Source organism: Micromonospora sp. NPDC023814, assembly GCF_040639595.1.
Taxonomy (GTDB): domain Bacteria; phylum Actinomycetota; class Actinomycetes; order Mycobacteriales; family Micromonosporaceae; genus Micromonospora.
The window spans coordinates 78,853-99,976 of record NZ_JBFAAF010000012.1; the positions used below are offsets into that span (position 1 = coordinate 78,853).

Consider the following 21,124-nt stretch of genomic DNA (forward strand, 5'->3'; position numbering starts at 1 on the left):
GTGGCGGCGTCAGCCGCGCGCGTGCCGCCGGCCGATGGCGATCACCTTGACCCGCTGCCGGCCGGCCCGCACCATGCCCAGCGCCATGAACGCGCCGGCGATCCGGTCGGCCGCCTCGCGGCTGATCGCGCCCACCACCTGGCGGCGCCGCTCGGGGCAGGTCCGCTCGTCGCGGCCGGCGCCGTCGACGGGGCGGACGTCGGTGAGCACCACGAGGAACCGTGTCATCGGAGGCCGCCGGCGCGGTCGGCGCGGGCCTGCTGACCAGTACGCACGTCGAATCCCTTCCGGCTGGCGGGCCACGGGGCGTGGCACGCGGCGATCGAGCTCGGGGGAGAAACCCGATCGCCGCGCGCCCCATCCCCTCCGGTCACTCACCACCACCGTCGCCACGACAACCGGCGGTGAGGACGCGATGACAGATTGACATCTCTACAGCCGTGAATGCAACTCTCATCGACGTTCTCTCATCTACACCTTCCCGACAAGATGTGCGACGATCGATGCATGGCTCCCAAGACCGCCCGCGCCCGACGCCTGGGCATCGCGCTGCGCACCCACCGGGAAGCCGCCGGCCTCACGCTGGAGGCGGCGGCGGACGAGATCAGCAGCACCCGCAGCACCCTGTCCCGCTACGAGAACGCGCAGACGCTGGTCAGCCCGGCCACCGTGCGCGCCCTGCTCACCCTCTACGGGGTCGGCGCGGACGAGGTGGCGGCGGCCGTCCAGCTGGCCAAGGACGCGCGCAAGCCCGGCTGGTGGGTGTCGTACTCGTACCTGCTGGACCGGCGCACCATCGACTTCATCGCGCTGGAGGCCGAGGCGACCGGGATCGCCAACTTCGAGCCGTCCGTGGTGCCGGGGCTGTTGCAGACCGCCGACTACATCCGGGGCGTCATGCGGGGCGGCCCGCACACCCTCGGCGACGACGAGGTCGAGCAGCGGGTCCAGGTCCGGCTCGACCGGCAGCAGCGGCTCACCGGCGACAAGCCGCCGATCCTGGACGCCATCATCGACGAGGGCGCGCTGCTGCGGCCGGTCGGCGACCGGTCGGTGATGGAGAGCCAGCTGCACCACCTGCTGAAGATGGGCGAACTGCCCAACATCACGGTGCAGGTGATCCCCCTCGCCGCCGGCTACCACCGGGGCACCCGGGGCTCGCTGCACATCCTGGAGTTCGCCGACCCGGAGGACCCGATCATCGCCTCGGTGGAGACCGTGGCCGGGCAGATGGTCCTGGACCGGCCGGGCGACCTGCGTACCTGCACCAAGATCATGGAGCACCTGCGGACCGTCGCGCTCAGCCCGTCGGCCAGCCGAGACCAGCTTCTCCAACTCCTGAAGGGACGGTAGGACCATGACACCGACGACCAGCGCGACGCTCGCCGCGGCCCGGTGGCGCAAGAGCAGCCACAGCGGCGACGAGGGGGCGTGCGTGGAGATGGCGGTGCTCCCGGAAACCGTCGCCGTCCGCGACTCCAAGGACCCGTCCGGCCCGGCGCTGCTCTTCCCGCCCGCCGCCTGGGCCGTCTTCGCCGAAGCGCCGCCCCGCCGCTGACCCCACCCTCGGCGCCGGCGCGCCGCTTACCCGCACGCGACGCCGGCGCCCCCGCGCCGTCGACGGTCCCGCCGTTGGGAGCCGGTGGGGCCGTCGACGGGCGGGTCACGGCGGGGGCTGCCGCGCGGCGCCGGCACCTGTCGCATGTCGCGAGCGGACGGCCCGCGCCGAGACGCGCAGCCCCGGTCAGGCGGGGCGGCGGGCGGTGACGGCGGTGGCGTCCCGGTCGTCGTCGCGGGTCACCGTGGGGTGCAGGCCGGCGGCGGTCAGCGCCGCGCAGAGCGCGTCCGCCTGCGCCTCGCTCGTCTCCACCACCAGGTGCCCGCCCGGGGCCAGCCAGCGCGCCGCGCCCGCGGCGACCCGGCGCAGCACCGCCAGCCCGTCCGACCCGCCGTCCAGGGCCACCTGCGCCTCGTGCAGCCGGGCCTCCGGCGGCATCAGCGCCACCGCCGCCGTCGGCACGTACGGGGCGTTGGCCACCACCAGGTCCAGGCTCCCCCGCCAGCGCACCGGCAGCGGCTCGTACAGGTCGCCGTGGAAGACCGGGACGCCGAGCGGCGCCAGGTTGCGCCGGGCGCAGGCCACGGCGGCGGGGTCGACGTCGGCGGCGGCCAGCCAGCGCGGCGCGAGCCGGCGGGCCAGCGCGACGGTGGTGGCGCCGGAGCCGCAGCACAGGTCCACCACGGCCGCCGCCGGGCCGGTCACCGCGACGGCGGCGTCGACCAGCAGGGCGGTACGCGCGCGCGGCACGAACACGCCGGGGTCGACGGCGATCCGCTCGCCGCAGAACTCGGCCCAGCCGAGCAGATGCTCCAACGGGAGCCCGGCGACCCGGCGGTCGGCCAGGTCGGAAAGCACCTGCGGCGAGTCGGCGGCGGCGATCAGCAGGTCCGCCTCGTCCTCGGCGTAGACGCAACCGGCGGCGCGCAGCCGGTGCACGAGGGCGGGTCGGTCGGGGCGGAAGGAAACGGTCATGGTGGACCTCCGGGAGCGCTCGTCGACGCTCCCGGCCGCCGGGTCAGCCGGCGTGGCGTCGGAGGGGAGCGTCGGTCCTGCCTGTCGGGTGGATCGGACTCACCTCCTCCGCTCGGGCCCGGCGCGGGCCACGGACGGCCCCGCTCGGGGCCACGGTCACGATAGCCCAACGGCCGGTGCCGGGTGCTCAACGGCCCGCGCCCCGAGCGCTCAACGGCCGGCGCCCCGAGCGCTCAACGGCTGGCGTCGAGCGCGGCGGCCACGTCGGCGACCAGGTCGACGGCGTCCTCCACGCCACAGGAGAGCCGGACGAAGCCGGGCGGGGTGTCGTCGCCCCACTGGGCCCGCCGGTCGGCGGTGGTGTGCAGGCCGCCGAAGGAGGTGGCCGCGGCAACCAGCCGGGCCGCGGCGAGGAACCGCGCCACCCGCGCGGCGTCGCCGAGGTCGAAGGAGAGCACGCCGGGGATCCGTCGCATCTGGACCGACGCCACCGGGTGGGCCGGGTCGCCGGGCAGCCCGGGCCAGCGCAGCCCGGTCACGTCGGACCGTCCCGCGAGCAGCCCGACGAGCGCCTCGGCGTTCGCCGTCTGCCGGGCCAGCCGCAGGTCGAGGGTGGCCAGCGACCGGTGCGCGAGCCAGGCGTCGAACGCGCCGGGCACCGCACCGGTGACGTTCCGCCAGGCGGTCACCGCGTCCACCAGTTCGGTCGAGCGGGTGGCGACGTAGCCGAGCAGCAGGTCCGAGTGCCCGGTGAGCGCCTTGGTGCCGGAGGCCACCACGACGTCGGCGCCGAGGTCGAGCGGGCGCTGCCCGAGCGGCGTGGCGGTGGTGTTGTCGACCGCGACCAGGGCGCCGGCCGCGTGCGCGCGGGCGGCCAGCGCCGGCACGTCGGCGACGTCCAGGCCGGGGTTGGCCGGCGTCTCCAGCAGCACCAGGCGTACGCCGTCGAAGTCCGGGTGGGGGCCGGCGGTCGGGGCGAGGAGCACCCGCACCCCGATCCCTGCCAGCGTGTCCCGGGCGAAGGCCCGGACGGCGAAGTAGCCGTCCGACGGGAGCACCACGGTGTCCCCCGATTTCAGCACCGTCAGCAGCAGCCCGGTGATCGCGGCCTGCCCGCTGGCGAAGACCCGGCAGTCGCCCCGCTCCAACTCCCCGATGGCCGCCTCCAGCAGCCGGCGGGTGGGGTTGTCCGGCCGGCCGTAGCCGTTCGGCGCCGCCGCCGGCCCCGCCCACGGGTCCAGGTGGTACGGCGCGGCGAAGACCGGCCCCGGCAGGAACGGCTGGCCGGGGGCCGGCTCGGGCAGGCCGGCGCGGACGCATCGGGTGCCGTCGTGCGGTTCGGTCAATCGCTCACTCCGGTTTCGTCGTCCGGCTCATCAGGGCGTCGACGGCGAGGCGCGGGTCGACGCCCTCGTGGCAGACCAGCTCCACCTGCTCGGTGATCGGCATCTCCACCCCGTGCGCCCGGGCCAGGTCGCGGATGGCGAGGGCGCTCTTGACCCCCTCGGCGGTCTGCCGGGTGGCGACGCGGGCCTCCTCCAGGGTCGCGCCCCGGCCCAGGTGCTCGCCGAACGTGCGGTTGCGGGCCATCGGCGAGGAGCAGGAGGCGACCAGGTCACCCATCCCGGCCAGGCCGGCGAAGGTGAGCGGGTCGGCGCCCAGGGCCACCCCGAGCCGGGCGGTCTCGGCCAGCCCCCGGGTGACCAGCATGGCCCGGGTGTTGTCGCCGAAGCCCATCGCGACGGCGATGCCGTACGCCAGCGCGATCACGTTCTTCACCGCGCCGCCCAGCTCGCAGCCGATCACGTCGTCGTTGGTGTAGGGGCGGAAGTAGGAGGTGGTGATCGACCGCTGCACCAGCGTGGCCCGGTCCGGGTCGGTGCAGGCGACCACGGTGGCGGCCGGCTGCTCGGCGGCGATCTCGGGGGCCAGGTTGGGCCCGGAGACCACCACCACCCGGTCCGCCGCCACCCCGGCGGTCTCCACGATCACCTCGCTCATCCGCCTGGTGGTGCCGAGCTCGATGCCCTTCATCAGCGAGACCAGGGTGGCGTCCGGGTGCAGGTGCCCGGTCCACTCGGCGAGGTTGCCGCGCAGCGTCTGCGACGGCACGGCCAGCACCACCAGTTCGGCCCCGGTGATCGCCTCGGCGGCGTCCCCGGTCGCCGTGACCCGGGACGGCAGGAGCACGTCCGGCAGGTACTCCGGGTTGCGCCGCTCGGCGCGGATCGTGTCGGCGACCGGCCGGCGGCGCGCCCAGATGGTGACGTCCCGGCCGGCGTCGGCGAGGATCTTGGCGAAGGCCGTCCCCCACGAGCCGGCCCCCAGCACCGCGACGTGCCCGCTCACGCCACCACCTCGCTCCGCTCGGCGGCGGCGCGAGGCGCCACGCTGCTGTGCCTGATGGTTCGCTCGCTCCGCTCGCTCACGCCGCCGCTCCCGGCCGGCGCTCGCCACCGGGGCGGCCCGGTCGTTCCCACAGGGGCGGCGGCGTGCCGCCCCTGACCTCCGCGAGCATGTCACGCAGCCGCAGCATGATGGTGTCGGTCATCTCCTCGAGGACGGCCTTCGTCGGGGTGGCTCCGGTCCAGCGGCTCAGGTCGACCGGCGGGCCGGCGACCACGGTCACCGGGATCCGGGGCCGCGGGTTGAGCCGGGCCCTGCGCGGGTCGAAGATCCGCTCCGGGCCCCACATGGCGATCGGGATCACCGGCGCGCCGGTGGCGAGCGCGAGCCGGGCCGCGCCGGTCTTGCCCTTCATCGGCCACAGGTCCGGTTCGCGGGTGGTGGTGCCCTCCGGGTAGATCACCACGGCGCCGCCCTCGTCGAGCGCGGCGACCAGGGCGTCCAGCGACTTCACCGCGTCCACGGTGCCCCGCTCGACCGGGATCTGCCGGCACCGGTGCAGGATCCAGCCGACCACCGGGACCCGGAACACGCTGGCCTTGCCGAGGAAGCGCGGCCAGCGGCCGGAGTCGTAGACGAAGTGCGCCGCGACCAGGGGGTCGGCGTGCGAGATGTGGTTCGGCACGATGATCACGCCACCGTCGCGGCGGAGGTGCTCCATGCCGCGCCAGGTGCGCCGGGTCCAGACCGTCATGACCGGCTTGACCAGCACCACGGCGAACCATTGCCAGAACCCCAGCCTCCGCCGTGTCACTGCGCCTCCTCGTCCGCCCCGACCCGCACCGGTCCGCACCCGGTGACGCCCGCAGCGGAAATCATGCCTGCTCGCCCCGGGTCCGGCCAGAGAGGGTACCGCCGTCCGGCTGGCAGGATGGCGGGTGTGAGTCAGCCGAGGTGGACTGTCGTGGTGCCGGTGAAGCGCCTCGCCGCCGCGAAGAGCCGGCTGCGGGGGGCGCTGCCGGCCGTACCGCACGAGGCGCTGGCGCTGGCCCTGGCGGCCGACACGGTCGCCGCGGTGCGGGCCTGCCCCGCGGTGGCCGGGGTGCTGGTGGTCACCGACGACGCCCGGGTGGCCGCGGCGGCGCGCCGGGCGGGCGCCCGCGCGCTGCCGGACGCCCCGGACGCCGGCCTGAACGCCGCCTTCCGGCACGGCGCGTCGGCCGCCGGCGGCGGCTGGGTGGCCGGGCTCACCGCCGACCTGCCCGCGCTGCGCCCGGCCGAGCTGGCGGCGGCGCTGCACGCGGCACAGGCCGGCCCGGCGGGCGTACGCCGGTACGTGCCCGACGCCCCCGGCGACGGCACCGTGCTGCTGGCCGCGCCGCCGGGCGTGCCCCTGGATCCCCGGTTCGGGGTCGGCTCGGCCGCCGCGCACGCGGCGAGCGGGGCACTGGCCCTGACCGGGGACTGGCCGAGCCTGCGCCGCGACGTGGACACCGCCGACGACCTGGCCGCGGCGGCCCGGCTCGGGCTGGGGCCGGAGACCGCCGCGCTCGCCGCCGCCGGCTGCCCCGCCTGACCCGCGCCGGCCGGCGTGGGTACGGCGGTGTGCGGGCGGGGGGTGCGGGGTGCGGGCGGTGTAGCGTGCGGGGCATGCAGGGCACGGTGGCCACCTACGACGCGGCGACCCGCAGCGGGATGCTGCTCCTCGACGACGGCACCGAGCTGGCCTTCCCGGCCCGGGCGTTCGACGCCTCCGGCCTGCGGCTGCTCCGCCTCGGCCAGCGGCTGCGCGTCGAGACCGACGCCGCCGGCGAGGTCGTCCGGGTGACGTTGCCGACGATGGCCTGAGCGACTGGTCGAAGTTCATTTTGCGTTAACCCGGGTCGGGTGATTATGGGCGGGTGAGCACCCCTCGCGAGCCCGCCAACCGACCGCCACGCGCCGCCGAGCCGGCGGCAGCCCGCAACGGCACCCGCTCCCGGGGCGCCGACGGCCGCTTCCGCCCGAGCGAGCCGGCCGGGGCCGCCCGGACCGACGACGACGGCCCCGACGCGGCGACCGCCTCCGCCGGCCTGGAGGAGGTGCTGGACCCGGTCACCGGGCCGTCCCCCGCCGCCCCGGCGGCCCCGGCCCCGGCCCCGGCGGCCCCGGCCGCGGCGGCGCCCGGCGCCGACGACGAGCCGCCCGCCGTGGCCCCGCTGCCCGAGGACCGCTTCCTCAACCGGGAGCTCTCCTGGCTCGACTTCAACGCCCGGGTGCTGGCGCTCGCCGAGGACCCGCGCACGCCGCTGCTGGAGCGGGCCAAGTTCCTGGCCATCTTCGCCAGCAACCTGGACGAGTTCTACATGGTGCGGGTGGCCGGGCTGAAGCGGCGGCTCCAGGCCGGCCTGCCGGTGCGTGGCGGCGACCGGATGCCGCTGCGCACCCAGCTGGAGCTGGTCGCCGAGAAGGCCGCCACGCTGGTCACCCGGCACTCGGCCTGCTTCAGCGACGACGTCCTGCCGAAGCTGGCCGCCGAGGACATCCGCATCCTGCGCTGGGCGGACCTGGACGACCCCGAACGGGAGCGGCTGCGCGCGTACTTCCGGGAGCAGATCTTCCCGGTGCTGACCCCGCTGGCGGTCGACCCGGCGCACCCGTTCCCGTACATCTCGGGGCGGTCGCTCAACCTGGCCGTGGCGGTCCGCGACCCGGACGGCGGCTCCGAGCTGTTCGCCCGGGTGAAGGTGCCGAACAACGTGCCCCGGTTCGTCCGGGTGCACCGGAACCTGCCGGGCGTGCGGATGCTGCCGGTGGAGGACCTGATCTCGGTGCACCTGGGGCAGCTCTTCTCCGGCATGCAGGTGGTCGAGTGCCACCTGTTCCGGGTCACCCGCAACGCCGAGGTGGAGGTCGACGAGGACCGCGACGAGGACCTGCTCCAGGCCCTGGAACGGGAGCTGGCCCGGCGCCGGTTCGGCCCGCCCGTCCGGCTGGAGGTGGACGCCTCGATCTCCGACCACATGCTGGAGCTGCTCGTCCGCGAACTGGACATGCACGACCAGGAGGTGCTGCGGGTGCCCGGCCTGCTGGACCTCTCCGCGCTGTGGCAGCTCTACAACGAGGCCGACCGGCCGGACCTGAAGGACCCCCCGTTCGTGCCGGCCACCCATCCCCGGCTCACCGAGGGCGAGGTGCCGCGCAGCGTCTTCGCCACCCTGCGCGACGGCGACATCCTGGTGCACCACCCGTACCACTCGTTCGCCACCAGCGTGCAGCGCTTCATCGAGCAGGCCGCCGCCGACCCCGACGTGCTGGCCATCAAGCAGACCCTCTACCGCACCAGCGGCGACTCGCCGATCGTCGACGCGCTGGTCGACGCGGCGGCCGCCGGCAAGCAGGTGGTGGTGCTGGTCGAGCTGAAGGCGCGCTTCGACGAGGTGGCCAACATCGGCTGGGCGCGCACCCTGGAGCGCGCCGGCTGCCACGTCGTCTACGGCCTGGTGGGCCTGAAGACGCACTGCAAGACCGCCCTGGTGGTACGCCAGGAGGGCAACCAGATCCGCCGCTACTGCCACATCGGCACCGGCAACTACCACCCGAAGACCGCCCGGCTCTACGAGGACTTCGGCATGCTCACCGCCGACCCGGAGATCGGCGCCGACCTGACCGACCTGTTCAACGTCCTCACCGGCTACAGCCGGCAGACCGCGTACCGGCGGCTGCTGGTCGCCCCGCAGGGCATCCGCAGCGGGCTGATCGAGCGCATCGAGCGGGAGATCTCGCACGTGCGGCTCGGCATGCCCGGGCTCGTGCAGATCAAGGTGAACTCGCTGGTCGACGAGGAGATCACCGACGCCCTCTACCGGGCCTCCCGGGCCGGCGTGCACGTCGACCTGGTCATCCGTGGCATGTGCACGCTGCGGCCGGGGGTGCCGGGCCTGTCGGAGAACATCCGGGTCCGCTCCATCCTGGGCCGGTTCCTGGAGCACTCCCGGATCTTCCGGTTCGGCAACAACGGCGACGCCGAGTTCTGGATGGGCTCGGCCGACCTGATGCACCGCAACCTGGACCGCCGCGTCGAGGCGCTGGTGCAGGTCAGCGACCCGGTCGCCCGGGCCGAGCTGGACCACGTCATGGCCGCCGCGATGAGCCCGGACGTGGAGGCGTTCGAGCTGGCGGCGGACGGCACCTGGAGCCGGCGTACCGGCACGGCCGAGGAGCCGCTGGTGCACCTGCAGGAACTGCTGCTGCGTCGCGTCGGTGGCACGGCGGGCTGACCGGCGCGCGCATAGGCTGACCGGATGTTGGATGAGCGGGACGCAGCCGGCCCGGGTCGGAGCTGGGCGGCCGACGTCCCCGACGGGACGACGCCGATCCGGGCAGCCGGCGGCGTCGTGTGGCGCCCCGCCGACGACCCCGGCCCCACCGCCGTGGGCCCGGGCGGGCGGCACGCCGGGGTGCTGGTGTGCCTGGTGCACCGGCCCCGCTACGGCGACTGGTCGCTGCCGAAGGGCAAGCTGGAGCCGGACGAGCACCCCCTGCTCGCCGCCGTACGCGAGGTGGCCGAGGAGACCGACGTCCGGGCGGTGCCGCAGATGCGGCTGCCCAGCGTGCGCTACCGCAGCGAGGGCCAGCCGAAGGTGGTCGACTACTGGTCGATGCGGGCGGTGGCCGACGGCGGCTTCCAGCCGGGCACGGAGGTCGACGAGGTGCGCTGGCTCGGCGTCGACGAGGCCGTACGGCTGGTCAGCTACCCGCACGACGCGGAGGTGCTGGCCGCGTTCGCGGCCCTGCCGGCGGTGACCGGGACGATCGCGCTCGTGCGGCACGGGCACGCCGGCAAGCGGGCCACCTGGTCCGGCCCGGACACCGGCCGGCCGCTCGACGCCCGGGGCTGGGCGCAGGCACAGGTGCTGGCCCCGCTGGTGGCGCTGGTCCGCCCGGCGCGGCTGCTGTCGGCCTCGGCCCGCCGGTGCGTGCAGACCCTCGACCCGGCGGCGGCGCTGCTCGACCTGCCGATCGAGGTGAGCGGCGACCTGGACGAGCCGCGGCCGGGCCAGCAGCCCGACGAGTGCGTGCTGGCCGTCGCCGCCCGCCTGGCCGAGCTGGCGGCCTCCGGCGAGCGGGCGGGGGTGTGCAGCCAGGGCAAGGTGATCCCGGCCGCCCTGGAGCGGCTCAGCGGGCGGGCGGGCGACTTCACCACCCCGAAGGGCGGCGGCTGGCTGCTCGCCTTCGCTCGGGACCGCCTGCTCGCCACCGACCGCCTCTGACCGGCCGCCCCCGCCGATCCGCCGACCGCCTCTGACCGGCCGCCCCCGCCGCCCCGGTGCGGCGCGGCCGGCCGCGCGCCCCGGCCGCCGCGCCCCGGCGGCGGGTCAGGCCGGTGGCAGGGTCAGGGTCACGGCGACCGGCAGGTGGTCGCTGGCCGTGCCGCGCGGGGCCACCGGATCGCCGGCGCCCAGGTCGGGCGTGACGAACACGTGGTCTATCTGCTGGCGCGGGTCGTCCGCCGGGCTGGTCGGCAGCGGGCGGGCCGCGGCCAGCGCGTCGACCAGTCCGGCCCGGGTGAACTCGGCGAACGCCGGATCGCCCGGCTCGGTGTTCAGGTCGCCGGCGACCACCAGCGGGCGGCCGGCCGCGTACCGGAGGGCGAAGTCGGCGACCGCGCGGGCCTGGACCACCGGGCCCTGGCCGGGCGGCGGTTGCAGGTGGGTGGCGACCACCGCGAGGCGGACGCCGTCGCCGAGGTCGACCGTGACCCCGAGGGCCTGCGCGCCGGTGGGCGCGCCGACCGCCGGCAGCGGCCGGGTCCGGGCCCCGTCCAGGGGCCAGCGGCTCAGCACGGCGTCACCCCAGAGCGGGTCGGCGGCCGGCGCGAAGACGTACGGCATGTTCAGCCGCTCCGCCAGCAGGTCGAGCGTGTCGTGGCCGCCGTTGAGCAGCCAGCCCCGGTCCACCTCGCTGAGCGCCACGACGTCGGCCCCGGCGACGGCCCGCGCCAGCGCGTCCGGGTCGAAGCGGCCGTCCGTCCCGAACCCCATCCGGACGTTGTACGCCGCCACCCGCACCGTGTCGGGCGGCCCGTCCCGGTTGCTCGCGGACAGCAGCTCGTCGCTGGCGATCGCGGCGACCAGCGCCAGCGCGGTGGCCGCGGCGGCGGTCCGCACCGGCGGCAGCGGCGACGGCACCGGCCCCACCGCGGGCCGGGCGGCCAGGGCTACCGCGGCGACCAGCACCGCCACGGCCACGGGCATCCCGGCGTTGGGGTGGCCCAGGTCGTACGCCGCGTAGTAGAGAACCGCCGCGACGGCGAAGAGCAGCATCCCGGCGACCGCCGCGTACGCGCGCCGGCCCGCCGCCCGGCCCGGATCGGCGGTGCCGCCGTCGACCACGGCGAACCCGGCGGCGTCGGTCCCCTCGGTGGAGCCGGCGGCGGGCGTGTCCCGTTCGTCGGCCGCGCCGGCGGACGCCAGGCAGCCGCCGAGCCCCGCCGCGGCGAGCAGGACGGCCGGCAGCAGCAGCTCCCCGCGTTCGAGGGCGAAGAGGACGGCCCCGGCCACCAGGGCCGCCGGGGCGAGCCACCGCCACGCCCCCCGGCGCGGTGACGCCAGCGCGGCGAGCAGGAATCCGCCGACCGCCACGGCGACCGGGGCGGGGCCGAGGAGCGGCACGGTGGCGACCCCCACCTCGTCGCCGGGATGCGACCGCAGCAGACCGAACTGGTACGTCGTCGCCGTCCGGGCGACCGCCGGGGAGAGTGCCACCATGCCGGCGAGCAGCAGCGCCGGGCCGGCCAGCAGCCAGCTCCGTACGCCGCCCGGGCCGGCCGGCGGCGCGGGCCGCGTCTGCCCCGCCAGGAAGAGTCCGCCGACCAGGCCGGCGGCGAGCCACGACTGCCAGCTCCCGAGGAAGCCCAGGCGGTACGTGTCCAGCGCGGTGTGCAGGATCGCCCCGAGGGCCAGCCCGAGCGCCAGCCCGGGCGCCGGCCGGTGGGTGGCGGCGGCGACACCGGCGAGCCAGACCAGCCCGGCGAGCAGCCCGGCCGTGGCGAGCCAGAGCTGGAGCCGCCCGCCCGGTTGGCCGGTGACGGCGAGCCGGGCGGCGACCAGCAGGACGGCGGCGACGAGCGCGACCGGGCGGGCGCCGACCCGGCGGATCAGCGCGGGCGCGGCCAGGGCGAGCACGAACCAGCCGAGCGCGAACGCCCCCAGCAGCTCGGCCGGGGTCGAGGCGGCCTGCCCGAAGATGGTGATGACCGCCGGCAGGAAGACACGCAGCACGTCGACCAGCAGCACGACGCCCAGGGCGAGGGTGAGGGTGGTGCGGTGGCGGTAGCGCACGGGCTGCCTTTCGCCGACCGGAAGGGGTGCGGCGATTCTGCGTGCGGCGCACCGCCCCGGTCAACGCCCCGACGACGGGCGCGTGGACGCGGCGAGGGCGCCCACCGTGCCGGTGGACGCCCTCGTACCGCTCGACATCAGCGCTTGGCCGCGGCCTTCTTCGCCGGGGCCTTCTTCGCCGGGGCCTTCTTGGCCGCGGTCGTCTTCTTGGCTGCGGTCGTCTTCTTGGCCGCGGTGGCCTTCGCCGCGGTGGTCTTCTTCGCCGGGGCGGCCTTGGCGGTCGTGGTCTTCTTCGCGGCGGTCGTCTTGGCCGCCTTCGCCGCCGTGGTCTTCTTGGCCGCGGTCGTCTTCTTCGCCGCGGCGGCCTTCGCCGCGGTGGTCTTCTTCGCCGCCGCCGTGGTGGCCTTGGCGCCGGTCGCCTTGGCACCCGCCGCCTTGGCACCCGCCGCCTTGGCACCCGTGGCCTTGGCGCCAGTGGTCTTGGCGGCGGCCGTGGCGGTCTTCTTCGCCGCCGCCGTGGCCTTCGGCACCTTGCCGCTGGCCACCATCTCCTTGAACCCGGCGCCCGGGCGGAAGGTCGGGACGGATGTCTTCTTGACCTTCACCGCCTCGCCGGTCCGCGGGTTGCGCGCTGTTCGGGCGCCCCGGACGCGCTTTTCGAACGCTCCAAATCCGGTGATCGCCACCTTCTCGCCCTTGGTGACCGCCGCCTGGACCTCAGCGAGGACCGCGTCGAGCGCGGCCGTCGCCGTCTTCCGGTCCCCCAGGCGAACGGCGAGCGCCTCGATGAGCTCGGCCTTGTTCACGACTTCCTCCCGATTGTGCAACTGACTCGACGCGAGCCATTCTGCGCGCACGGTATGCCCTGTGCTGCCGGGACACAAACATTCGGTGGAAAAAAGCCCTTGTGTCGTAACGGATTCGCCCCCACCGGTCAGACCGGCGGGGGCGGAAACCGCTGCGGGATCGGGCGTACGGCTATGCGACCGAGGGCAGGAACGGCGGCCGGGTGGCCTCGAAGGCACTGATCTCGGCCTCGTGCCGGAGGGTGAGTCCAATGTCGTCCAAGCCCTCCAGCAGCCGCCAGCGGCTGAAGTCGTCGAGCGGGAACGACCAGGTGGCCCCACCGACCCGGACCTGCCGGGCGGTCAGGTCGACGGTGACCGGGGTGGTCGGGTCGGCCTCGACGAGATCCCAGATCTCCTCGACCGCTTTCAATTCCAACTCGACCGGGAGCAACCCCTCCTTGAGCGCGTTGCCCCGGAAGATGTCGCCGAAGCGGGGGGAGATCACGGCACGGAAGCCCCAGTCGCGCAGCGCCCAGACGGCGTGCTCCCGGGAGGAGCCGGTGCCGAACTCCGGACCGGTCACGAGAATCGACGAGCCGGAATACGCCGCATCGTTGAGCACGAATTCGGGGTCCTCGCGCCAGGCGCTGAACAAGCCGTCCGCGAAACCGGTCCGGGTCACCCGCTTGAGGTACACGGCGGGGATGATCTGGTCGGTGTCCACGTTGGAACGGCGCAGCGGCACGGCGGTGCCAGTGTGGGTGGTGAACCTCTCCATCTGCGGTGTGCCCTTCTACAGGTCGGCGGGAGCGGCCAGCCGGCCCGCCACGGCGGTGGCGGCGGCGACCGGCGGGGAGACCAGGTGGGTGCGTCCGCCCCGGCCCTGGCGGCCCTCGAAGTTGCGGTTGGAGGTGGACGCGGAGCGCTGGCCCGGGGAGAGCGTGTCCGGGTTCATGCCCAGGCACATCGAGCAGCCGGCGAAGCGCCACTCGGCCCCGGCGTCGGTGAAGACCTTGTCCAGCCCCTCCGCCTCGGCCGCCTCGCGGACGGCGGCGGAGCCGGGCACGACGAGCATCCGCACCCCGTCGGCGACCCGGTGCCCGCGCAGCACGTCGGCGGCGGCCCGGAGGTCCTCCAGCCGGCCGTTGGTGCAGGAGCCGACGAAGACCACGTCGACCGCGAGGTCGCGCAGCGGGGTGCCGGGGCGCAGGTCCATGTACTCCAGCGCGCGGCGCGCGGCGGTCCGCTCGGCGTCGGTGACGAACTCCTCCGGGTCCGGCACCGCGGCGCCCAGCGGCGCGCCCTGACCCGGGTTGGTGCCCCAGGTGACGAACGGGGTGACCGCGCCGGCGTCGAGGGTCACCTCGGCGTCGAAGGTCGCGCCCTCGTCGGTGGGCAGGCTCCGCCAGTAGGCGACCGCCGCGTCCCAGTCGGCGCCCTGCGGGGCGTTCGGCCGCCCCTTCAGGTACGCGAACGTGGTCTCGTCGGGCGCGATCATGCCGGCCTTGGCGCCCCACTCGATCGACATGTTGGCGATGGTCATCCGCCCCTCCATGGACAGCGACCGGATCGCCTCGCCGCGGTACTCGACGATGTGGCCGCGACCGCCGCCGGTGCCGACCTGGGCGATCAGCGCGAGCACCAGGTCCTTGGCGGTGACCCCGGGGGCGAGCTGCCCCGTCACGTTCACCGCCATCGTCTTCGGCCGGCTCTGCGGCAGCGTCTGGGTGGCCAGCACGTGCTCGACCTCGCTCGTGCCGATGCCGAACGCGAGCGCCCCGAACGCGCCGTGGGTGGCGGTGTGCGAATCGCCACACACGATGGTCATGCCGGGCTGGGTGACGCCGAGCTGCGGGCCGATGACGTGCACGATGCCCTGGTTGGCGTCGCCCAGCGGGTGCAGCCGCACGCCGAACTCGGCGCAGTTGCGGCGCAGCGTCTCGATCTGCGTGCGCGAGGTGGGGTCGGCGATGGTGAGCAGGTCGCCACGCCGTTCCCGGAACGACGGGTCGGCGTACCCGGTCGGGGTGTTGTGGTCCTCTGTCGCGAGCGTGAGGTCGGTGCGGCGCACCCGGCGGCCGGCGAGGCGCAGCCCGTCGAAGGCCTGCGGGCTGGTCACCTCGTGCAGCAGGTGCAGGTCGATGAAGAGCAGATCGGGCTCGCCCTCGGCGGACCGTACGACGTGCGCGTCCCAGACCTTCTCGGCCAGGGTCCTCGGCTCGGCAGTAGTGACTCCCACCATCTGGACATCCTAAATTCTGGGAGGTAAATTTCGGCTTGTGGGACACAGTATGAGCGGTGTCGGCGTTCTCGACAAGGCGGTGGTCATTCTGGCCGCCTGCGTCGACGGCGCCAGCCTGGCCGAACTCGTTGAACGCACCAAGCTGCCCCGGGCGACCGCGCACCGGCTGGCGCAGGCGCTGGAGATCCACCGGATGCTCGTCCGGGACACCCAGGGCCGCTGGCGCCCCGGCCCGCGCCTGGGTGAGCTCGCCAACGCCGCGCCGGACGTGCTCCTGACGGCGGCGGAGCCGCTGCTGGCCGCCCTGCGCGACGCCACCGGTGAGAGCGCGCAGCTCTACCTGCGCCGCGCCGACGAGCGGATCTGCGTGGCCGCCGCCGAGCGGGCCAGCGGCCTGCGGGACACCGTGCCGGTCGGCTCGGTGCTGCCGATGACGGCCGGCTCGGCGGCCCAGATCCTGCTCGCGTGGGAGCCGCCGGAGGCGGTGATGCCGCTGCTGCCCCGGTCGAAGTTCACCGGCCGCACCCTCGCCGAGGTACGCCGCCGTGGCTGGGCGCAGAGCGTCGCCGAGCGGGAGGCCGGTGTGGCGAGCATCTCAGCGCCGATCCGCGACCGCACCGGCCGGGTCATCGCCGCGATCAGCGTCTCCGGCCCGATCGAGCGCCTCGGCCGCCGCCCCGGCGAACGCCACGCCATGGCCGTCGTCCGGGCCGGCCAACGCCTCTCCGGCCTTTGACCCACCCCCGCCACCGGCCTTTCCGGGCCGGGTCCGGAAGGCGGACGGGCCGCCGGGATCCGGGCGGGGGCCGGGATCCCGGCCAGGACCAGGATCCGGAAGTCGGGAGCCGGGCCGGCTGGGGAGCGGGTGGGGGCTGGAATAGCGAAACGGTCCGCCTCGCCGGAGCGAGCGGACCGTTCGTGTTGTAGCCCCGACCGGATTCGAACCGGCGCTACCGCCTTGAGAGGGCGGCGTCCTGGGCCGCTAGACGACGGGGCCAAGACTTTCCCTGCTTCCACCGCCCTTGCGAGCGGTGCCGCTGTAGTCTAGCGGCGTCCCCTGAGGGGGGCCGGCACGGAGTCGGGCGGGCGCGCGGGCCTCCGTGACCGCCAGGTGCCGGGCGGCCGAAGGGCGGCACCTGGCGATCGCCGCGGGAAACCGGCACCCGCGACCGCCGCAAGGGGCCGGCACCGCAGGAAGCCGCCACCGCGGCAACCGCCGGGGAACCGGCAGAGACGGCCGGACGGGCAGGATCCGGCGCAGACCGGGCGGGGGTGGCACGACACCGGGTCGGGAAAGCGAAACGGCCCGCCTCACCATGGGTGAGACGGGCCGATCATGCTGTAGCCCCGACCGGATTCGAACCGGCGCTACCGCCTTGAGAGGGCGGCGTCCTGGGCCGCTAGACGACGGGGCCAGAACCTTCCTTGCCACACCGCTCTCCCGAGCGGCGCTGCTGGACTCTATCAGAGAGAACCTCCGACTCCCTGACGGGAACCGGAGCTTCTCTCCACCGAGATCCAGCGCCCGAGGCTCTCTCGAACCTCGGCTGCGCTGGGGTACCAGGACTCGAACCTAGACTAACTGAACCAGAATCAGTCGGGCTGCCAATTACCCCATACCCCATTGGCCCCTTGCGGCGCCGGGAACAAACTTTACCCTCCCGGTGCCGACAGGCCAAATCGAGCCCCCGGAACCGCCTCTGAGCTGCGAAAACCGGGCCTCGACCCGGATCAGGCGACGGGCACCACCGGATTGGTCAGCTCCCCGATCCCCTCGATCCGCACGGTGACCGTATCCCCGTCCGTGAGCGGGCTAACCCCCGCCGGCGTGCCCGTGAGCACCACGTCGCCGGGGAGCAGCGTCATCACGTGCGAGACGTACGACACCAGGGCCGGCACGTCGAAGACCATGTCCCGCGTACGGCCGAGCTGGCGGACCTCCATCTCTTCGGGATTGCGACCCACCTCACACCGGACCTCCAGGTCCCGCACGTCGAGACCGGTCGTGATCCACGGCCCGATCGGGCAGAACGAGTCGAAGCCCTTGGCGCGGGTCCACTGGCCGTCGGAGCGCTGGAGATCCCGGGCCGTGACGTCGTTGGCGCAGGTGTAGCCGAAGATGGCCCGCTCCGCGGCGGCCCGGTCGGCGCGCCGGGCGCCCGGCGCGCCGATCACCACCGCCAGCTCCGCCTCGTGCTCGACCTGCTTGGAGAAGATCGGCAGCCGGATCGCGTCGCGGGGCCCGATCACCGACGTGGACGGCTTGAGGAACAGCAGCGGCTCCTTCGGCACCTCGCTGCCGTGTTCGGCGGCGTGCTCGGCGTAGTTGCGCCCGACGCAGACGACCTTGCTGGGCAGGATCGGCGAGAGCAGCCGGACGTCGGAGAGCGCCCAGCGGGCACCGGAGAACTGGATCTGGCCGAACGGGTGGCCCTCGATCTCGGCGACGGTCAGGCCCTGCGGGCCCGCCTCCGGCTCGCCCTCGACGACCCCGAACGACATTCCCTTGGCATGAGCAAAACGAGCGATACGCACCAGGCCAATCTAGTCCCGGACGACCCGCACCCCGGCCCAGGCCACGACCCGCCCAGGCGGATCCCGGCCGGCGGGCAGCAGCGCGGCGGCGTGCCGCCCGGCCCGAGACACCGTAGGCGCGCCGTCCGGCCCGCACACCCTGGCAACCGGCTCGCACAACCCCGGGCGCGCCGCCGGCCGCGCACCCTACGCCACGTCCCATGTCCCGGGGCGGACTTCGCGACTTCGTACCCGCCCGGCGTCGCCCCGCCCCTAGCGTCGGCTCCGGAGGTTCGTTCGTATGCCTGCATCGACACGACACCACAGGGCCCTCGCAGTGTTCGTCCACTGCCTCGGCATCCTCGCCGCCGTGCCGGCACTGCCCACGGCGGCACCACCCGCGGCGGCCGCGCAGCCGCCACCGGCGGCGGCCGCGCCGACCCCGGCGCCGGCGATGCCGTCGGTGCCGCCCGCGGTGCCCACCCCGACCCGGGCCGCCCCGCCGATGGCGAAGCCGCCGGTCACGGTGGCGGTGGCGCCGGAGAGCACGCCGGCGCCGCGCTACCGGATCCAGGTCCGCAACGCCGGCAACACGCCGGTGGACACCACCGTGCGGCAGGAGCTGCCGCCCGGCGCCTCGGCGACCGCCATCACCACCGGCGGCCGGGCCACCCGCGACGGCGGCCAGTCGGCCGCCGCGGTGACCTGGCAGCTCAAGCTGCCCGCCCGCAGCACCACCACCCTGGGCACGACGCTGACCACCGCCGCCCCGGACCGGCCGCTGACCGCGCCGGCCTGCGCCTTCGCCCGCGACGGCAGCCGGCCGTACGACTGCGCGACGGCGACCTGGAACGCGGCCGCGCCGGCGGCGGCGAAGGAGACCCCGGAGACACCGGCGTGGCGTCGGACGCCCGTGCTGCTGGCCGGGCTGGCCACGGTGGCGGTGCTCGCGCTCGTCGGGGTCTGGACGTGGCGGCGGCGCCGCCGGCCCGGCGCCGCGGCCCTCTCGCCCGGCGGGCGGGGGACCGTCTACCCGCGGCCCGCCACGCCCCGGCCGGCGCAGACCCGCCGCACGCCGTCCGTCTGGCTGATCGTGCCGGTGGCCGCCGCGGTGCTGGCCGGCACGGTGGGCACCGCCGCCTGGACGGCCACCCGGGAGGTCGCGGCCATCGACACCGACAGCCAGCCGACCAGTGGCGCGTGGATCGGCCGGGGCACCAACGGCGCGATCGGCGAGCCGCTGCGCGAGTCGGCGTTCGAGTTCACCGTCTTCCGGGTCGCGTGCGAGCCGGGCCGCGGCGCGCGGCAGTGCCAGGCCACGGTCGGGGTGCGCAACCTCACCCCGGAGAAGCAGAGCTGGCACGGCCGCCTGCAACGGGCGTACCTGCCGGACGGCAACTTCGTCAGCACCGACGAGCAGGCCACCCGGGCCGCCAACCAGGGCCGCGACGTCTTCGCCCAGCCGATGGCGGGCGGCAGCCGGATGGTGCTGCCGCTGGTCTTCACGGTCGACGGGCAGGCGCCGCCGGAGCAGTTGGAGCTGCGCAGCGGGGTGTTCTCCGCCGGGGTCCGGGTGGACGTGCCCTGACCGGCGGCGGGGCGGCGGTCGTACCCTGGGTCCGTGACCGCCGCCCTCGCCCCGACCGCCGTGCTCGACGCGGCGCGCTGGCGGGCCCGGCGCCGGGCGCACGAGGAGCGGGTCGACGCCTGGCTCACCCCGCACCTGGCGCGCCGCCGCCGGGGCGGGAAGCACCCGGTGGAGGACTTCCTCTTCACCTACTACTCGCACCGCCCGGCCCAGCTGCGCCGGTGGCACCCGGGGGCCGGGGTGGCGCTGCGCGACGCGGACCCGGCCGAGTTCGGCCGGGACTACCGCGCCACCGCCGCCGGGGTCACCCTCGACACCGAGGGGGTACGCGCGCGGCGCGCCGAGTCGGTCGAGTGGATCCCGGCGCTGCTGGTGGCGACCGCCGGCCGGCCGGCGCACCTCGGCTGTTTCGGGATGCACGAGTGGGCCATGGTCTACCGGCAGACCCAGGCGGAGGTACGCCACAACGCCTGGCCGCTGCGGCTGAGCCCGGAGCGGACCGCGGCCGTGGTGGAGGAGCGCGGGGTGCGGTGCAGCCACTTCGACGCGTACCGGTTCTTCACCGCGCCGGCCCGGCCGTTGAACCTGCTCACCCCGACGCGGGAGACGCAGCACGCCCACGAGCAGCCGGGCTGCCTGCACGCCAACATGGACCTCTACAAGTGGGCGTACAAGCTGTCGCCGCTCGTGCCCGCCGAACTCGTCGCGGACTGCTTCGAGCTGGCCAGGGAGATCCGCACCCTGGACATGCGCGCTTCCCCGTACGACCTGTCCGACCTGGGCTACCCGCCGGTACGGGTGGAGACCCCGGAGGGGCGGGCCGAGTACGCCGCCGCGCAGCGGGGGTTCGCCGACCGGGCCGCCGTGCTGCGAGCCCGACTGCTCGACGCCCTGCCGGCGTAGATCCGCCGGTCGACGCCCTGCCGGCGTAGATCCTCCGGTAGCGGCCCTCCGGCCCGTCGGCCGCCCCTGCCCGTCGGTCGCCGCGGTCGTCCGTCAGTCGCCGTCGACGCGGCGGTCGCGCTTGCGCTGCGACTGGCGCTTCTTCTCGGCCAGCCGGCGCTCCTTGGCGCCGCGCGAGGGCCGGGTCGGCCGGCGGGGCGGGGGCGGCGGGGCCGCCGCCTCGCGCAGCAGCGCGGCCAGCCGTTCCCGGGCCGCCTCCCGGTTGGCCAACTGCGCCCGGTGCTCACTCGCGGTGACGGTCAGCACGCCGTCGACGAGCCGCCCGGCGAGCCGGTCCAGCGCCCGCGCCCGCAGCGGTTCGGGCACCCCGGGCGAGGCGCCCAGGTCGTAGCTCAGCTCGACCCGGGAGTCGGTGGTGTTGACGCCCTGGCCGCCGGGGCCGGACGAGCGGGAAAAGCGTTCCCGCAGCTCAGCGGCGGGGACGACCCACCGGTCGGTCACCCGCAGTCCGTCGTCCACACCCCGAGGCTAACGCCCCGGCCAGGTGCTCGGGGTGGCGGACGGGCTCGGGGTCGGGCCGGGTGACGCGGGCTCGGCGTCGGAGTCGACGGCGGCGTACGCGACCGCCCCGACGAGCAGCAGGGCGATCACCCCGATCTTCGTGGTGGCCACCTTGATCAGCAGCCACGCGGTGCGCCGGGCACCGGGCACGGTCTTCTTGACGGTCTGGTAGTCGGCCCACCCGCGTCGCGCCCGGGCGTACGCCGACCCGACACCGGTTCCGATGATCAGGCCCACCAGCAGGAGGGCCACGGACAGGACGCTCCACCCACGCCAGTATCCACACTCAGCGTAATATTTCCATTGTCCGATCATTCCGCGCCGGGT

The 21,124-nt window shown here is 75.4% G+C and carries 21 protein-coding genes and 3 tRNA genes; 9 read left to right on the top strand and 15 right to left on the bottom strand.

Annotated elements, in window-relative coordinates; translation table 11 throughout:
* Positions 1-9: 9 nt before the first annotated feature.
* Positions 10-228, bottom strand: coding sequence for a hypothetical protein (locus tag AB0G14_RS09095; protein ID WP_357695310.1), 219 nt, complete (start codon positions 226-228; stop codon positions 10-12).
* A 279-nt stretch (positions 229-507) separates the two neighbouring features.
* On the opposite strand from AB0G14_RS09095, the gene AB0G14_RS09100 reads away from it, so the two are divergent.
* A complete protein-coding gene (locus AB0G14_RS09100) occupies positions 508-1,353 on the top strand; it encodes a helix-turn-helix transcriptional regulator (protein ID WP_357695312.1) in 846 nt (281 codons plus the stop codon).
* Between the two features lie 4 nt (positions 1,354-1,357).
* On the top strand, positions 1,358-1,558 hold the full coding sequence (locus tag AB0G14_RS09105) for a DUF397 domain-containing protein (RefSeq protein ID WP_357695314.1): 201 nt from the start codon (positions 1,358-1,360) through the stop codon (positions 1,556-1,558).
* Between the two features lie 186 nt (positions 1,559-1,744).
* Here AB0G14_RS09105 and AB0G14_RS09110 read toward each other — a convergent pair whose 3' ends face one another.
* From AB0G14_RS09110 to AB0G14_RS09125, 4 genes are all read right to left on the bottom strand, one after another.
* A complete protein-coding gene (locus AB0G14_RS09110) occupies positions 1,745-2,533 on the bottom strand; it encodes a putative protein N(5)-glutamine methyltransferase (RefSeq protein ID WP_357695316.1) in 789 nt (262 codons plus the stop codon).
* 233 nt (positions 2,534-2,766) lie between these two features.
* Entirely contained in the window at positions 2,767-3,879 is a 1,113-nt protein-coding gene (locus tag AB0G14_RS09115; protein WP_357695318.1) for a cystathionine gamma-lyase, read from the bottom strand.
* 4 nt (positions 3,880-3,883) lie between these two features.
* Positions 3,884-4,882 carry an NAD(P)H-dependent glycerol-3-phosphate dehydrogenase gene (locus tag AB0G14_RS09120; RefSeq protein WP_357695320.1) on the bottom strand — a complete coding sequence of 333 codons (999 nt, stop codon included), beginning with the start codon at positions 4,880-4,882 and terminating at the stop codon, positions 3,884-3,886.
* 76 nt (positions 4,883-4,958) lie between these two features.
* Entirely contained in the window at positions 4,959-5,693 is a 735-nt protein-coding gene (locus AB0G14_RS09125) for a lysophospholipid acyltransferase family protein (RefSeq protein WP_357695322.1), read from the bottom strand.
* 126 nt (positions 5,694-5,819) lie between these two features.
* Here AB0G14_RS09125 and cofC point away from each other — a divergent pair, with 126 nt between their 5' ends.
* From cofC to AB0G14_RS09145, 4 genes are all read left to right on the top strand, one after another.
* The gene (cofC, locus tag AB0G14_RS09130) at positions 5,820-6,455 is read left to right on the top strand and encodes a 2-phospho-L-lactate guanylyltransferase (RefSeq protein WP_357695324.1); all 636 of its coding nucleotides are present in this window, start codon (positions 5,820-5,822) and stop codon (positions 6,453-6,455) included.
* A 74-nt stretch (positions 6,456-6,529) separates the two neighbouring features.
* The gene (locus AB0G14_RS09135; RefSeq protein ID WP_350684722.1) at positions 6,530-6,727 is read left to right on the top strand and encodes a cold-shock protein; all 198 of its coding nucleotides are present in this window, start codon (positions 6,530-6,532) and stop codon (positions 6,725-6,727) included.
* Positions 6,728-6,780: 53 nt separating this feature from the next.
* Entirely contained in the window at positions 6,781-9,138 is a 2,358-nt protein-coding gene (locus tag AB0G14_RS09140) for an RNA degradosome polyphosphate kinase (RefSeq protein ID WP_357695327.1), read from the top strand.
* A gap of 24 nt (positions 9,139-9,162) precedes the next feature.
* Positions 9,163-10,131: an NUDIX hydrolase gene (locus AB0G14_RS09145; RefSeq protein WP_357695328.1), complete on the top strand. Its 969-nt coding sequence runs from the start codon at positions 9,163-9,165 to the stop codon at positions 10,129-10,131.
* A gap of 105 nt (positions 10,132-10,236) precedes the next feature.
* Here the strand turns inward: AB0G14_RS09145 and AB0G14_RS09150 are convergent, their stop codons facing one another.
* The 4 genes from AB0G14_RS09150 to leuC all read right to left on the bottom strand — a co-directional run bounded on the left by AB0G14_RS09150 (position 10,237) and on the right by leuC (position 15,231).
* Positions 10,237-12,201 carry an endonuclease/exonuclease/phosphatase family protein gene (locus tag AB0G14_RS09150; RefSeq protein ID WP_357695330.1) on the bottom strand — a complete coding sequence of 655 codons (1,965 nt, stop codon included), beginning with the start codon at positions 12,199-12,201 and terminating at the stop codon, positions 10,237-10,239.
* A gap of 137 nt (positions 12,202-12,338) precedes the next feature.
* Positions 12,339-13,007 (bottom strand): HU family DNA-binding protein, encoded by a 669-nt coding sequence (locus AB0G14_RS09155; RefSeq protein ID WP_357695332.1) that lies wholly within the window; start codon positions 13,005-13,007, stop codon positions 12,339-12,341.
* Between the two features lie 172 nt (positions 13,008-13,179).
* Positions 13,180-13,767, bottom strand: a complete 588-nt coding sequence (gene leuD, locus AB0G14_RS09160; protein ID WP_357695334.1) for a 3-isopropylmalate dehydratase small subunit — start codon at positions 13,765-13,767, stop codon at positions 13,180-13,182.
* A gap of 15 nt (positions 13,768-13,782) precedes the next feature.
* Positions 13,783-15,231: a 3-isopropylmalate dehydratase large subunit gene (gene leuC, locus AB0G14_RS09165; RefSeq protein ID WP_357695336.1), complete on the bottom strand. Its 1,449-nt coding sequence runs from the start codon at positions 15,229-15,231 to the stop codon at positions 13,783-13,785.
* A 49-nt stretch (positions 15,232-15,280) separates the two neighbouring features.
* Between leuC and AB0G14_RS09170 the strand changes: the two genes are divergently transcribed.
* Positions 15,281-15,967: an IclR family transcriptional regulator gene (locus AB0G14_RS09170; protein ID WP_350684716.1), complete on the top strand. Its 687-nt coding sequence runs from the start codon at positions 15,281-15,283 to the stop codon at positions 15,965-15,967.
* A gap of 188 nt (positions 15,968-16,155) precedes the next feature.
* Here the strand turns inward: AB0G14_RS09170 and AB0G14_RS09175 are convergent.
* From AB0G14_RS09175 to AB0G14_RS09190, 4 genes are all read right to left on the bottom strand, one after another.
* A tRNA-Glu gene (locus AB0G14_RS09175) sits at positions 16,156-16,228 on the bottom strand.
* Positions 16,229-16,573: 345 nt separating this feature from the next.
* Positions 16,574-16,646, bottom strand: a tRNA-Glu gene (locus AB0G14_RS09180).
* Between the two features lie 137 nt (positions 16,647-16,783).
* Positions 16,784-16,855 (bottom strand) — tRNA-Gln (locus tag AB0G14_RS09185).
* 107 nt (positions 16,856-16,962) lie between these two features.
* On the bottom strand, positions 16,963-17,766 hold the full coding sequence (locus AB0G14_RS09190; protein WP_357695339.1) for a fumarylacetoacetate hydrolase family protein: 804 nt from the start codon (positions 17,764-17,766) through the stop codon (positions 16,963-16,965).
* Between the two features lie 280 nt (positions 17,767-18,046).
* On the opposite strand from AB0G14_RS09190, the gene AB0G14_RS09195 reads away from it, so the two are divergent.
* Together AB0G14_RS09195 and AB0G14_RS09200 are read left to right on the top strand one after the other, a co-directional pair.
* The gene (locus AB0G14_RS09195; protein ID WP_357695341.1) at positions 18,047-19,333 is read left to right on the top strand and encodes a hypothetical protein; all 1,287 of its coding nucleotides are present in this window, start codon (positions 18,047-18,049) and stop codon (positions 19,331-19,333) included.
* A gap of 33 nt (positions 19,334-19,366) precedes the next feature.
* A complete protein-coding gene (locus AB0G14_RS09200; protein ID WP_357695343.1) occupies positions 19,367-20,236 on the top strand; it encodes a 3-methyladenine DNA glycosylase in 870 nt (289 codons plus the stop codon).
* Positions 20,237-20,329: 93 nt separating this feature from the next.
* Here AB0G14_RS09200 and arfB read toward each other — a convergent pair whose 3' ends face one another.
* Both arfB and AB0G14_RS09210 read right to left on the bottom strand, forming a co-directional pair.
* Positions 20,330-20,755, bottom strand: a complete 426-nt coding sequence (gene arfB, locus AB0G14_RS09205) for an alternative ribosome rescue aminoacyl-tRNA hydrolase ArfB (RefSeq protein WP_357695345.1) — start codon at positions 20,753-20,755, stop codon at positions 20,330-20,332.
* Between the two features lie 9 nt (positions 20,756-20,764).
* Entirely contained in the window at positions 20,765-21,049 is a 285-nt protein-coding gene (locus AB0G14_RS09210) for a hypothetical protein (protein ID WP_357695347.1), read from the bottom strand.
* Between the last annotated feature and the right edge of the window lie 75 nt (positions 21,050-21,124).

Bases quoted from the DNA above. Each gene is read 5' to 3' on its own strand.
- AB0G14_RS09095 (WP_357695310.1), bottom strand. From the start codon at position 228: ATGACACGGTTCCTCGTGGTGCTCACCGACGTCCGCCCCGTCGACGGC.
- AB0G14_RS09100 (WP_357695312.1), top strand. From the start codon at position 508: ATGGCTCCCAAGACCGCCCGCGCCCGACGCCTGGGCATCGCGCTGCGC.
- AB0G14_RS09105 (WP_357695314.1), top strand. From the start codon at position 1,358: ATGACACCGACGACCAGCGCGACGCTCGCCGCGGCCCGGTGGCGCAAG.
- AB0G14_RS09110 (WP_357695316.1), bottom strand. From the start codon at position 2,533: ATGACCGTTTCCTTCCGCCCCGACCGACCCGCCCTCGTGCACCGGCTG.
- AB0G14_RS09135 (WP_350684722.1), top strand. From the start codon at position 6,530: ATGCAGGGCACGGTGGCCACCTACGACGCGGCGACCCGCAGCGGGATG.
- AB0G14_RS09145 (WP_357695328.1), top strand. From the start codon at position 9,163: ATGTTGGATGAGCGGGACGCAGCCGGCCCGGGTCGGAGCTGGGCGGCC.
- leuD (WP_357695334.1), bottom strand. From the start codon at position 13,767: ATGGAGAGGTTCACCACCCACACTGGCACCGCCGTGCCGCTGCGCCGT.
- leuC (WP_357695336.1), bottom strand. From the start codon at position 15,231: ATGGTGGGAGTCACTACTGCCGAGCCGAGGACCCTGGCCGAGAAGGTC.
- AB0G14_RS09170 (WP_350684716.1), top strand. From the start codon at position 15,281: ATGAGCGGTGTCGGCGTTCTCGACAAGGCGGTGGTCATTCTGGCCGCC.
- AB0G14_RS09195 (WP_357695341.1), top strand. From the start codon at position 18,047: ATGCCTGCATCGACACGACACCACAGGGCCCTCGCAGTGTTCGTCCAC.